Genomic DNA, 13291 nt, shown 5'->3' with positions numbered 1-13291 from the left:
AACAGCTAATAATGTCAGGTTATTAGCCGTTGAGGTGAGTTGTGGGCGCTCCGTTAATCCTTCGCAAATCCGATTTTTTTGCCAGTGCCGGGCAGGCTGTCGCGGTGGCCGATCGCTATCCGCAAAACGTCTTTGCCGAGCACACGCACGAGTTTTGCGAGCTGGTGCTGGTGTGGCGCGGCAACGGTTTGCACGTCCTCAATGACCGCCCCTACCGCATCACCCGCGGCGATCTGTTTTATATCCGCGCGGAAGATAAACACTCCTACGCCTCGGTCAACGACCTGGTTTTGCAGAACGTGATTTACTGCCCGGACAGGCTAAAGCTCAACGTCGACTGGGCGGGGCATATTCCCGGGTTTAACGAGGCGCACACCGCGCCGCACTGGCGATTGAGCAGCAACGGCATGACCCAGGTACGCCACGTCATCACCCAGCTTGAACAGGAGAGCCTGAAGGCCGAGCCGGGGGCGAACGAGATGGCCGAGCTGCTGTTTGCCCAGCTGGTGATGACCCTCAAACGCTATCGCTACGCAACGGATAATCCTTCTGCCACGGCGCAGGAAGCGCTGCTTGATAAGCTGATTACCACGCTTGCGGGCAGCCTGAATCGCAGTTTTGTGCTGGAGAAATTTTGCGAGCAGGAGCAGTGCAGCGAGCGCACCTTGCGCCAGCAGTTCCGCACCCAGACAGGGATGACGGTGAACCACTATCTGCGCCAGCTGCGCATCTGCCACGCGCAGTATCTGCTGCAACATACGGAACTGATGGTGAGTGAAGTCTCGACGCGCTGTGGCTTTGAGGACAGTAACTACTTTTCCGTGGTATTTAACCGCGAGGTGGGGATGACGCCGGTTCAGTGGCGTCATCACAGTCGAAAAGCGGCGTGATCAGTTCGCCATGCCGAGGCCAACAATGTTGGCGGCAATAATAATCACCACGCAGCCCAGGCTCAGCACGCTCACCGGACGCCGTCCGGCGTTGTTCCACTCCTTCAGCACCAGCCCCACTATCCCGCCGCACAGTACGTAGAAGCTCATGTGCAGCATCCAGCTCATGTAGTCATACTGCGGTGGAATGCTGGCGTGGCCCCAGGCGTAGAAGAAGAACTGCAGATACCACATCAGGCCACCCAGTGCCGACAGCAGCACGTTGGTGATGATCAGGTGTTTTGCCAGTGAGAAGTCGGCTTTTACCGACAGGTTCTTCACTTTTGCCAGACGAATGAAGCAGAAGCCGAGGTTCACCAGCGCACCGCCGCCCATAATCACCACGTAGCTTGGCAACGCGACGTAGAGCGGGTCCACGCCCAGCGCTGCTGCGGCTTCGTGCATCGGTTTGGCGGCGTTCATGGCGAAAGACATCCCGGCGGAGAAAATGCCGCACATCACCGCCAGAATCAGCCCTTTCTTCAGGTTGAACTCTTCAGCGCGGATGCCCATTTTACGCTCTTTCAGCTGGCCTGCGCGGGTGACTATCCCCACGCCGATCACCGCTACCAGCACGCCCAGCAGCGTCATCTGGCCGCCTTTGGTGTTGATCAGCACGTCGAAATTACCGTTCAGGATTGGCGTCATCAGCGTGCCGACAATCAGGGTGATACCAATGGCGATCCCGATGCCCATCGACATCCCGAGATAGCGCATGGTCAGACCGTAGTTGATATTGCCGATGCCCCACATCGCGCCGAACAGAAAGACCGGCAGCAGCGTGGAGGCGCTAAAGGAGGAGAAGTACCCCCAGAAATCGGGCAACAGCATGGCGCTGATGGTCCATGGCAGGATCAGCCAGGAAACTGTACCGCCCACGGACCACATGGTTTCCCATGACCAATGTTTGACCTTTTTAAACGGGGCATAGAAACAGGCTGCACTGGCTGCGCCTATCAAATGCCAGAAAATACCCATCGTAATCGCATGATTCATTTTTACGTCCTCATCGTTTTTATAGGCCGGTGGCTTCCCTCCGACCCGATGAGTGTAAAAATTAAGCGGCGAGCGAACCTTCAGAAGGTTGCCGCACTTTTCTTGTCCATGGCAATCAGCGCGTTAACCACGTGAGCAGACTCACAAAATCGGCATTGGCACAAAAATGGATAACCTTATAAAAAGTACGGCATTGATAATCATTTTCAATATCATTTAATTAACTATAATGAACCAACTGCTTACGCGGCATTAACAGCTGTGCCGCCCGACAATAATGGAGAGGATTATGAGTTATACACTGCCATCCCTGCCGTATGCCTATGACGCACTGGAACCGCATTTTGACAAGCAGACGATGGAAATCCATCACACTAAACACCACCAGACTTACGTGAACAACGCGAATGCGGCGCTGGAAAGCCTGCCAGAATTCGCCAACCTGTCTGCTGAAGAGCTGATCACCAAACTGGATCAACTGCCAGCAGACAAGAAAACCGTTCTGCGTAACAACGCTGGCGGTCACGCAAACCACAGCCTGTTCTGGAAAGGCCTGAAAACCGGCACCACCCTGCAGGGCGATCTGAAAGCCGCTATCGAGCGCGATTTCGGTTCCGTGGACAACTTCAAAGCTGAGTTTGAAAAAGCAGCAGCGACCCGTTTCGGTTCTGGCTGGGCATGGCTGGTACTGAAAGGTGATAAACTGGCTGTGGTTTCTACCGCGAACCAGGACTCCCCGCTGATGGGTGAAGCGATTTCTGGCGCGTCTGGTTTCCCAATCGTGGGCCTGGATGTGTGGGAACACGCTTACTACCTGAAATTCCAGAACCGTCGCCCGGACTACATCAAAGCGTTCTGGGACGTGGTGAACTGGGACGAAGCAGCGGCACGTTTCGCCGCTAAAAAGTAAGTCGTCACTGAGTTCGAAAGCCTGGCCTGTGGGTCAGGCTTTTTTTTATCTGCGCGTTTTTGAGCAACGCTGAAACTACTCTCCCCAACGCTCAACTTTTCCCAACGCCTATTTTTAAATTATCTTTATTTACGGGCGTATTATTTATTCTTCGGATAGACCTCAGGTTCTGTATTGGTAATGCGTGCGCTTTTGAGACATTATTGCGAAAATTCTTATTTCCGGATGTTTCAGGTGTATTTATGCGCGGTACTGGAAAAATAACAGCTTCTCTGAATATTATTCTCTATTGTTATTTATTAGTCTTTCATTCTTTTTTATTTTCTTTCCCGGCTCAGGCGGATGAAAAAACGCTGGCGGCGGATGTTTCATCCGCGGGAACGCTATTAAGTCAGAATGACCGCATGGATGCCGTCATTAATAGTCTGGTCAACAGCACCAGCGGAAAAGCCACCTCTGAAGTTCAGCAATGACTCCAGCAGTATGGGACGGCGCGCGTCAACGTGGGCGTCGACAGGCAGTTTTCGCTCGCCAGCGCTGACTTCGATCTTCTGCTGCCACTCTATGATAAAGATCAGCACCTGATTTTCACCCAGTCGGGCATTCGCCGCGCAGACGACCGCAATGTGATCAATCTGGGCGTCGGCTATCGCCATTTCTCCGACAGCTGGATGTGGGGGGTGAACACCTTCTACGATCAACAGATTTCCGACAACTCGCACCAGCGTTTAGGCGTAGGCGGCGAGCTGGGCTGGGACTACCTCAAACTCAGCGCCAACGGCTATGCGCGCCTCTCCGGCTGGAAAGACTCCACCGCGCACGAGGACTACGAAGAGCGCGTGGCGAACGGCTATGACCTGCGGGCGGAAGGGTATCTGCCCGCTTACCCGCAGCTGGGCATGCAGCTGATGTGGGAGCAGTATTACGGCAAAGACGTGGCGTTGATGGGCAGCGATAAAGACCAGCGCCAGCGCAATCCCTATGCTGTGACCGCAGGATTGAATTACACCCCGGTTCCGCTGGTAACGTTGGGCGTGAATCATAAAGCCGGGAAGGGCGATCAGCACGAAAGCCAGGTCGAAATGAATATTAACTGGATGGCGGGCGTGCCGTTTGCCGATCAGCTGGATGCGGATAATGTTCAGGCGCGTCGGACATTACGCGGCAGTCGTTTAGATCTGGTCAGCCGCAATAATAATATTGTGCTGGAGTATCGGAAAAAAGAATTAATCTCACTTTCACTTCCTCAGCATATTGAAGGGGTTGAATCTCAGACATTACCTGTCGCCGTGAAAATAGCCACGAAATATCCCTTAAGTCATATTGTCTGGCAGGATTCTGAGCTGATGAGCCATGGCGGAAAAATAAGTGAAAACAACGGCGCATGGTCGATTGTTCTTCCGGAATATCAGCCAGAGGGTGCGGAAAAGAATATTTATGTTATGTCCGCGACGGCCTATGACAGCAAAGGTAACGCCTCAGATAAAGCCTGGATTAGCGTGGAAGTGAAAGGCTATAACCCGGTGACGGCGACCACGCAGACCACTGTCTCCAGCGATAGTCTCATAGCCGACGGTATCAGCTCCACGCTGGTGACATTGACGGTCATGTCCGGAACCGGAAAACCGATCGGCGGCGTGGCCGAGCAGCTTAGTGCCCAGCTCATCCATCCCGTCAGTGCAAAAAAGATGAGCGTTAAACGCCTGAGCGCCGCGCCATCCACGAGCGAAAAAATCACGCCATTCGTCGAACAAAGCCCTGGCGTCTACGTCAGCACCTACACCAGCGGCATGACGCCGGGCACGGTCATCATTCAGTCTCGCTATAACAGCACGCTGCTCAGCAAGGCGACCATCACGCTGCTGGCGGCCAATACGCAGTATCACTTCGTCCAGATGGATGCGACCAAACCGGCCGCGCTGGCGAACGGCCAGGATGCGATCACCCTGACGGCGCAGGTGACCAACACGCGCACTAACCAGCCCGCGGCGGGCGTGCCGGTGACGTGGCAGGTGGATAACCCCGACGCGGTTTTATCGGCAGAGCAAAGCGTGAGTGACGCGCAGGGCCATTCGACGGTGACCTTGACCAGCAAAGCGGTGCTGGGAGCGACGGTCACCGCCGGGCTGGAAAACGGCGAGACGGTGAAGAGCATCGCCCTGCAATTCACGACGGACCTGCAAACGGCAAAAGTGGCCGAGGTGGACGCGGACAAGCTGCACGCGAAGGCGAATGGCCAGGAGACGATCACCCTCAGCGCCCACGTGGTCGATGCGAGCGAACATCCTCTGGCTAACCAGCCGGTTAAATGGGCGATTGCCTCGTCAACAAACGCCGTTCACTTGTCGGATAATCAGAGCACCACGGATGACAACGGCGTGGCGACGATCTTGCTGACGGCGGCGCAGGCCGGTGACGCGGTGATTTCTGCCGCGACGGGCAGCAGCGCAGCGGTGTCATCCAAGACGTTAACCTTCACCGCCGATGCCGACAGCGCGGTGATGGGCGCGATCTCCGCCAGCAAAACCTCCGGACTGGCTAACGGCCAGGATGGGATCGGCCTGAATGTGAAAGTCGTCGATGCCAATAAAAACCCGGTTCAGGGGGCAAAAGTGACCTGGCAGACGGCCAGCGCCACGGCGCATCTCTCCGCTGCAATGGCGATGACGGACGACAAGGGCGAAGCCAGTATCAGCCTGACCTCATCTACCGTCGAAGCGCTGGAGGTTTCTGCGAAAATGGGCGAGCAAACGCAGACCTCGGCCACGCTGAGTTTTACCTCTGACAGCGCCACGGCCACCGCCAAATCCGTGCAGGCCGACAAAACCCAGGCCACGGCGAATGGTAACGATCGGGTGACGCTGACGGCAAAAGTGGTCGATGCCAGCGATCATCCGGTGGCGACAGCGCCGCTGAAATGGACGGTGGTTCAGGGGCAGGCCACGCTGAGTGACGCGCAGACCATGGCGAACGCGCAGGGCGAGAGCGTCATCACTGTGACCTCTGAACATCCCGGCACGGTGGTCGTGTCGGCCAGTTCAACGACGGGTGCAGCGGTGAACTCGGCGGAAATGACCTTTATCGCCGATACGGCAACGGCCAAAGTGACGGCGGTGACGGTCGATAAAACCCAGGCGCTGGCAAACGGGACCGATGCGGTGACGTACAGCGCAACGGTGAAAGATGCCGAGGGGAATCCGCTCAACGATCAGCTGGTGAACTGGGCGGCGACGCCTGCGACGGCGAAATTGTCCGGGGCGACGTCCCGGACGGATGCCACCGGCGTGGCGATCGTCACCATGACCTCGAAGACAACCGGGGATGTGAATGTCAGCGCCAAAGCCGGGGGCGGCACGGCCTGGAATGCACCAGTGGTGACGTTGATTGGGGATGTCTCGACGGCGCAGTTGGGTGGTCTGAAAACCAGCAAGTCAACGGCGGTGGCGAATGGCGTCGATAAAGTCATCATCAGCGGCCAGGTGACGGACAGAACGGGCAATCCCCTGAACAACATCCCGGTGGCGTGGACGGTCACGCCGTCCACCGGTTTGCTCTCGCAAAGCACAGGAACCAGCAACGCTCAAGGGCAGGTCTCCGTCGAACTGAGCGCTAACCAGCTGGGTAGCTATCTCGTTAAAGGCGTCGTGAACGGCGATGAAGAGACCTCACAGCCCGTCACTTTTACCGCAGATGTTGCCACGGCCGCTGTGCGTAAGCTGACTGCCGATAAAACGGCGGACATCACCGCGGGGAGGGATACCGTAACGCTTTCTGCGGTGGTGAAAGACGATAATGGTCTGCCGATCGAGGGCATGAAAGTGGCCTGGAGCGGCGATAATGCCAGCGGGGAATTCAGTGCTGAGAACAGCATGACGGACAGTAATGGGATCGCTTCGGTGACCTATGGCAGTACGCTGGCCATGCCGACGCAGATTACCGCGAGGGCGATCAATAAGAACCCAAAAACGCTGACCTTAGACATCGTGCCCGATCTGCAGAGCGCGACGCCGGGGGCGATTGATGTCGATAAAAACACCGCCACGGCTAACGGCAGCGATCCCATTACACTGTCGACCGTGGTGAAAGATCAGTACGGCAACGTGGTGAAACAGGCGATGGTCAGCTGGCATGCGGTGATTTCATCGATGGATTACAGCTTATCAGCGGACAATCAGCCGACGGATGCCAATGGCCAGTCGAGCGTCACGATAACCTCGACAGACCGTGGGCCGCTGAGAGCTGTTGCCACCTTTAACAGCACGCAAAAAACCTCGCCGATAATGGTTTACATATCTGATACCGCCACGGAAAAAGTGGCGTCGCTGGTGGCGAGCCAGACGACAGGGCTGGTAGCGGGGGTCGATACCGTCTCGCTGCAGGCGTTGGTCACGGATGAGAACGACAACCCGGTCCGTAACGCGGTGGTGTACTGGCGTACGGACAATGACAGCGTCGTTTTCCAGTTGGGCGAGTCCAGCGTGACCGATTTTAATGGCATCGCTGAGACGTCGTTTATGGCGACGACCGCGAAGCCCACGGTCGTCGGCGTGGGGATCAACAACAGCAAGCAAACGGTGACGGTCGATTACATTGCCGATCCGCGCAGCGCCACGCTTAAGACCCTGAAAGCGGATAAAACGAAGGCCGTTGCGGACGGCCAGGAGAAAGTGACCTGGGTGACCAACGTGAAGGACGGTAACGGGAATAATCTGTCGGGCGTCACGGTCAACTGGAGCTGCGACAGCGCCTCTCTGGCGCTCAGCGGGACCAGCAGCGTCACCGATGCGATGGGGAATGCGAGCATTCTGGGCTCGACAACTCAGGCCGGGGATGCGGTGGTTACCGCAACGCTGCCGGTAACGGGAGGCGTGATGCACGCCGCCAAAGTGAGTTTTATCGGCGACAGCAAAACCGCCACGGTGGTGACATTAACGTCGGATAAAACAACCGTCGCGGCTAACGGCGCGGACGCGGTGAAATATACCGCCACGGTGAAAGATTCCCACGGTAACCTGGTGCCGAATGCGGAAGTGGTGTGGACGACGTCACTCAACAAGCTGACGGCAACAAGCACCCTGACCAGTAATGACGGCGTGGCGTACGTCAGCCTTTCAGGTCACGACGTCGGCCTGGCCGCCGTCACAGCACAAGCTTCTGCGGGTGGCTCAACGCTGAAAGTGGATAACGTGGTGTTTATCAATAACATCAACGATAGCTGGGTGATTAACTCTGCCACCTCGGAATACAAATCGCCGCCTATCGTCGGTTTCCCGTCGCAAGGGTTTGTGACCGTCTCGCCGACCGTGGGACCCACGTCACTGGACTGGGCGCCTTCGGGCTATGCGGATGTCTCTACGCCGATCGCCCTGGTCGCCACCGATGGAAAGCAGTACAGCGTGAATGTTAAAGGCTATCGCCAGTCTCTTTGCACGCGGCGGCCACTGAACGCTGCGGTAACCTGTCAGGTGACCGATGCGCCAATCTATGCGGTCTTTACCTTCGACAAAGCGGATAACCCGACGTTACCTGCCGGGCACTACATCGGGATTATCAATTTCAGGGGCGAAGACTGGCACTCCAGCTATACGTTTGACTACAAACTGACGGTCGATCTGACGGTGCAATAGCGGCAAAAAAGCTTGCACGCAGAAGAGGGAAAAGCGAGTCTGAGGGCTCGCTTTTTTTTGCCTCAAGGAGCAACGAACCATGCACTATCCGGTGAATGTGTTTACAGGGAAGGTCAGGGACTACGACGGCAGCCGCCCGAGCGCCATTGCCAAAGTACAGGTCGACGGCGAACTGACTCTGACCGAACTCGGGCTGGCGGGAGATGAGCAGGCCGAGAAGAAAATCCACGGCGGGCCAGAGCGCGCGCTGTGCCACTATCCGCGCGAGCACTATCAGCACTGGGCGCGGGAATTTCCCGAGCAGGCGGATCTGTTCGTTGTCCCGGCGTTTGGTGAGAATCTGTCGACGGAAGGGATGACCGAGCAGAACGTGTTTATCGGCGACATTTTCCGCTGGGGTGGTGCGTTAATTCAGGTGACGCAGCCGCGCTCGCCGTGCTTTAAGCTGAACTACCATTTCGGCATCAGCGATATGTCCGCGCAGCTGCAAACGGCGGGTAAAACCGGCTGGCTGTATCGGGTGGTTCTGGCAGGGCAGGTGTCGGCAGATGCGCCGCTGGAGCTGGCATCAAGGCTCAGCGATGTGTCGGTTTATGATGCCTGCGCGATTGCGTGGCATATGCCGTTTGATGATGAGCAGTATCGTCGCTTGTTGTCGGCAGCGGGGTTATCCACCAGTTGGACGAGAACGATGCAGAAGCGGCGCATTAGCGCGCAGATCGAGGATAATTCGCGGAGATTGTGGGGAAAATAGGGGGTTCCGTGCGGCCTGCGTTGCCCGGTGGCGCTACGCTTACCGGGCCTACAAAACCCAAACTGAACCTGTAGGCCGGGTAAGGCGCAGCCGCCACCCGGCACAAAGCCCGCACCGAACTCGTAGGCCGGGTAAGGCGTAGCCGCCACCCGGCATCACAGCGACTACGAACGCTTATACAGCGGCAACCATAGCGTCAAACGTAATCCACCCAGCGGGCTATCGTCGGCTTTCACCCAGCCGCGATGCTGTTGAATAGCAGTCTCAACAATCGCCAGCCCCAGCCCTGTCCCACCGGATTCGCGATCGCGCGCTTCATCGGTGCGATAGAACGGACGGAAAATCTGCTCGCGGTCTTCAGGGCTGACGCCTGGACCGTCATCATCCACGTTGATGGTGATGCCGTCTTTATCGACCGAGAACGCCACCTCAATCTTCGTATGCGAATAGCGCAGGGCGTTGCGCACGATATTCTCCAGCGCGCTCTCAAGCGTGTTGGGGTTGCCGTACAGCGGCCACGGGCCTGGCGGGAAGTTGACGGTGAACGATTTGCCCATCTGCTCGGCTTCGAACGCTGCGTTATCCAGCACCTCGTGCCACAGGTGATTGGCTTTCACTGTTTCGCTGACCAGCGCGTTTTTCTGCTGATTGCGCGACATCACCAGCAGATCGTTGATCATGCTGTCCAGACGATGCGCTTCCATCTCAATACGCTCCAGCTCCTTGCTCTCACCGCTGCGACGACGCAGCAGGGCGGTGCCCAGCTGTAAGCGCGTCAGCGGCGTGCGCAGCTCGTGGGAGATGTCCGACAGCAGGCGTTGCTGAGTGGTCATCATCCGCTCGAGTGCGGTCACCATCTGGTTAAAACTGGCCCCAGCGGCGAGGAACTCTTGCGGCCCGGCTTCCAGTTCCGGGTGCTGCCGCAGGTTGCCCTGCGCCACTTCATCGGCGGCGTTTTTCAGCTTACGCGCCGGTTTTGCCAGGCTCCACGCCAGCCATAACAGCAGGGGAGAACTCAGCAGCATGGTGACAATCAGCAGCAGCAGCGGTCGGTCAAACAGCAGGTTGATAAAGTCGGTCTGGGAGCTGCTCGCCGGGCGAATCAGATAGAGTTGGTAATTATCTTCCCCATCCTTGATGGAAAATGGCCCTACCATCTCTACCCGACCGTATTTCTTTTTCTGCGGGTGATCGGCGTTATCCGCCTGGCCAATGAAGTTGCGGATGATCTGCATTTCATTGCGTTCCGCGCCAATCACGCGTCCTTCGCTGGTGACCAGCAGCAGGCGTTGTCCGGGCGGCGCCCACTTGTCGATAGCGCGAAACAGCCTGCGCCACCACATCAAATCGTTAGGCGGGTCGTTTGCCAGCTCGGCTTCTACGTGTTGCTCGATCATCACCCCCTGACGTTGCTCGCTGTCGAGAAGCTCCGTCATCTGGCGTGAGTCGAGTTTGGGCAACATCAAAACCAGCATTAAAACCAGTGCCAGCGTCAGCCAGAAAATGGCGAAGATGCGGGCGGTTAAACTGCCTATCATGAAGCGGAAACCATCAGATAACCGCGACCACGCAGGGTTTTAAAACCATGGGTGCCCGTCTTTGCGCTCCGGCAGCTTACGGCGCAGGTTTGAGATGTGCATGTCGATGGCGCGGTCAAACGGCGTGAGGCGCTTGCCGAGCACTTCCTGGCTTAAATGTTCACGCGAGACCACCTGGCCGAGATGCTGGGCCAGCAGGTACAGCAGGGTGAACTCGGTGCCGGTCAGTTCCAGCGTCTGGCCGTCAAAGCTCGCTTCCTGGCGGCCCGGGTTCAGGCTCAGAGAGTCCACTTCTAACGTTGGAGAACTGTTGTCAGTATTCTGCTGCTGCTCGCTCCAGTGGGAACGGCGCAGGATTGCGCGAATACGGGCAACCAGCTCGCGGTCGTTAAACGGCTTGGGTAAATAGTCATCCGCGCCCAGCTCAAGGCCGAGAACGCGATCCAGTTCGCTGCCGCGCGCGGTCAGCATAATTACGGGAGTCTGGTGTGTCTGGCGTAATTCTTTCAGCGTATCGATACCGTTTTTCTTCGGCATCATCACGTCAAGCAAAAGCAAGTCGATGCTGTCATCAAGCAGGCTCAGCGCCTGTTCCCCATCGTGGGCAACCAGCACGTTAAAGCCTTCCATGTCGAGCAACTCTTTTAACAGGGATGTGAGCTCTCGGTCATCATCAACTAACAGGATTTTATTCATTGTTTAAATACCTCCGAGGCAGAAATTACGACATCAAGGCTATCTAATCCATGACTTTACGTTGTTTTACACCCCCTGACGCATGTTTGCAGCCCGAATCGTAAACTAGCTCTCGTTGAATCGCGACACGAAAGATTTTGGGAGCAAGTGATGCGCAAAGTTACCGCTGCCGTCATGGCCTCAACACTGGCGTTTAGTGCTCTTAGCCAGGCTGCTGGAGTCATCACCGGCGATAACGGCCCCTCGGCAGAGGGTATTACGCAGCACAGTGGCCAAAGCAATATGTTTGACGGCATAAGTTTAACCGAACATCAGCGTCAACAGATGCGAGATCTGATGCACAGGGCACGACACGATCGACTCCCTGTTAATGTTAGCGAAATGGAGACAATGCATCGCCTTGTCACCGCAGAAAATTTTGACGAAAGCGCTGTACGCGCTCAGGCAGAAAAGATGGCGCAGGAACAAGTTGCCCGCCAGGTCGAGATGGCCAGGGTTCGCAACCAGATGTTCCACCTGCTATCGCCCGAGCAGCAAGCGGTTTTGAACGACAAACATCAGCAACGGATGGACCAGTTGCGTGAGGTTGCCCGGATGCAACAAAGCTCTGAGACAAAGTTTTTCAGTAGCAATACCCGTAGTAACCAGTAGACCCTGTTTTCCTTGCCATAGACACCATCCCTGTCTTCCCCCACATGATGTGGGGGTTTTTTTTGCCCTTCATTCAAGTTTGTTAACCGTTTATTCATCCTTTGACTCCTTTTCCATCCGTTATACTAGCGGCATGGCATGACAGGAGTGTTTATGAATCAATCCTATGGCCGGCTGGTGAGCCGCGCCGCAATCGCCGCGACGGTTATGGCGTCGTGTTTGCTGATTATCAAAATCTTTGCGTGGTGGTATACCGGCTCGGTCAGTATTCTGGCCGCGCTCGTGGATTCGCTGGTGGATATCGCAGCATCCCTTACCAATCTGCTGGTGGTGCGCTATTCCCTGCAACCGGCGGATGAAGAGCACACGTTTGGTCACGGAAAAGCGGAATCGCTGGCGGCGCTGGCGCAAAGTATGTTTATTTCCGGTTCGGCGCTGTTCCTGTTTTTGACCGGTATCCAGCATCTGGCGTCACCGACGCCAATGAACGATCCGGGCGTTGGTGTGATCGTTACTGTTATCGCACTTATTAGCACAATTGTTCTGGTAACTTTCCAGCGTTGGGTGGTTCGCCGAACGCAAAGTCAGGCAGTACGGGCAGATATGCTTCATTATCAGTCTGATGTTATGATGAATGGCGCGATTCTTATTGCGCTCGGACTGGCGTGGTACGGATGGCATCGTGCCGACGCATTGTTCGCGTTAGGGATTGGGGTTTATATTTTATACAGCGCCTTACGCATGGGTTATGAAGCAGTGCAATCGCTTCTGGACCGCGCGCTGCCCGATGCCGAACGCGCAGAGATCTTTGAAATCGTGACCTCCTGGCCCGGCGTCAGTGGTGCTCACGATCTTCGTACGCGGCAGTCAGGGCCGACCCGCTTTATTCAGATTCATTTAGAAATGGAAGACAATTTACCGCTCGTTCAAGCGCATTTAGTGGCTGAGCAGGTAGAGCAGGCGATTTTGCAGCGTTTCCCGGGTTCGGACGTGATTATTCACCAGGACCCCTGCTCGGTCGTCCCCAGGGAAGGCAAAGGACATTTTGAGCTTTCGTAATTCGTTGTAAAAAAGTGAGCCAGGCCAGCATTTTGTGGATAAATTACCGCCATTGGGTCTGACCTGAATCAATTCAGCTGGAAGTGATTGATATACTATTTGCAGTATTGGTTGGTCGAATAGACGTCTTC

Annotated in this window: 9 protein-coding genes and 2 pseudogenes; 8 read left to right on the top strand and 3 right to left on the bottom strand. The window is 56.2% G+C overall.

Translation table 11 applies throughout. From position 1 onward, the window contains the following. The first annotated feature begins 41 nt into the window (after nt 1-41). Complete coding sequence (rhaR, locus tag OVA10_RS02870; RefSeq protein WP_100778357.1) at nt 42-890, top strand: HTH-type transcriptional activator RhaR; 849 nt, start codon at nt 42-44, stop codon at nt 888-890. Here rhaR and rhaT read toward each other — a convergent pair whose 3' ends face one another. After that, the gene (gene rhaT / locus OVA10_RS02865) at nt 891-1925 is read right to left on the bottom strand and encodes an L-rhamnose/proton symporter RhaT (RefSeq protein ID WP_102105684.1); all 1035 of its coding nucleotides are present in this window, start codon (nt 1923-1925) and stop codon (nt 891-893) included. A 289-nt stretch (nt 1926-2214) separates the two neighbouring features. Here rhaT and sodA point away from each other — a divergent pair, with 289 nt between their 5' ends. The 5 genes and pseudogenes from sodA to yiiM all read left to right on the top strand — a co-directional run bounded on the left by sodA (nt 2215) and on the right by yiiM (nt 9216). Beyond that, nucleotides 2215-2835, top strand: a complete 621-nt coding sequence (sodA, locus tag OVA10_RS02860) for a superoxide dismutase [Mn] (protein WP_010436906.1) — start codon at nt 2215-2217, stop codon at nt 2833-2835. Nucleotides 2836-3077: 242 nt separating this feature from the next. Continuing rightward, nucleotides 3078-3308 (top strand): hypothetical protein, encoded by a 231-nt coding sequence (locus OVA10_RS02855; RefSeq protein ID WP_268195185.1) that lies wholly within the window; start codon nt 3078-3080, stop codon nt 3306-3308. A gap of 12 nt (nt 3309-3320) precedes the next feature. Beyond that, nucleotides 3321-4019: pseudogene (locus OVA10_RS02850) on the top strand (inverse autotransporter beta domain-containing protein); the annotation flags it as partial. A gap of 162 nt (nt 4020-4181) precedes the next feature. Beyond that, a complete protein-coding gene (locus tag OVA10_RS02845; RefSeq protein WP_326493388.1) occupies nt 4182-8462 on the top strand; it encodes an Ig-like domain-containing protein in 4281 nt (1426 codons plus the stop codon). Nucleotides 8463-8541: 79 nt separating this feature from the next. After that, entirely contained in the window at nt 8542-9216 is a 675-nt protein-coding gene (gene yiiM / locus OVA10_RS02840) for a 6-hydroxyaminopurine reductase (protein ID WP_268195183.1), read from the top strand. Nucleotides 9217-9380: 164 nt separating this feature from the next. Here yiiM and cpxA read toward each other — a convergent pair whose 3' ends face one another. Beyond that, nucleotides 9381-10754, bottom strand: a complete 1374-nt coding sequence (cpxA, locus tag OVA10_RS02835; RefSeq protein ID WP_095283986.1) for an envelope stress sensor histidine kinase CpxA — start codon at nt 10752-10754, stop codon at nt 9381-9383. Continuing rightward, nucleotides 10751-11450, bottom strand: a pseudogene (gene cpxR, locus OVA10_RS02830) (envelope stress response regulator transcription factor CpxR). Before cpxR ends, cpxA begins: the two are co-directional and overlap by 4 nt. 150 nt (nt 11451-11600) lie before the next feature. Here cpxR and cpxP point away from each other — a divergent pair. Both cpxP and fieF read left to right on the top strand, forming a co-directional pair. After that, a complete protein-coding gene (gene cpxP, locus OVA10_RS02825; protein WP_248859345.1) occupies nt 11601-12101 on the top strand; it encodes a cell-envelope stress modulator CpxP in 501 nt (166 codons plus the stop codon). A 153-nt stretch (nt 12102-12254) separates the two neighbouring features. Beyond that, nucleotides 12255-13160, top strand: coding sequence for a CDF family cation-efflux transporter FieF (gene fieF / locus OVA10_RS02820; protein WP_102105683.1), 906 nt, complete (start codon nt 12255-12257; stop codon nt 13158-13160). The last annotated feature ends 131 nt before the right edge of the window (nt 13161-13291 follow it).

The sequence above is a fragment of the Lelliottia sp. SL45 genome, from assembly GCF_026672535.1.
GTDB lineage: Bacteria > Pseudomonadota > Gammaproteobacteria > Enterobacterales > Enterobacteriaceae > Enterobacter > Enterobacter nimipressuralis.
This window is presented reverse-complemented; position numbering and strand designations above follow the sequence as displayed.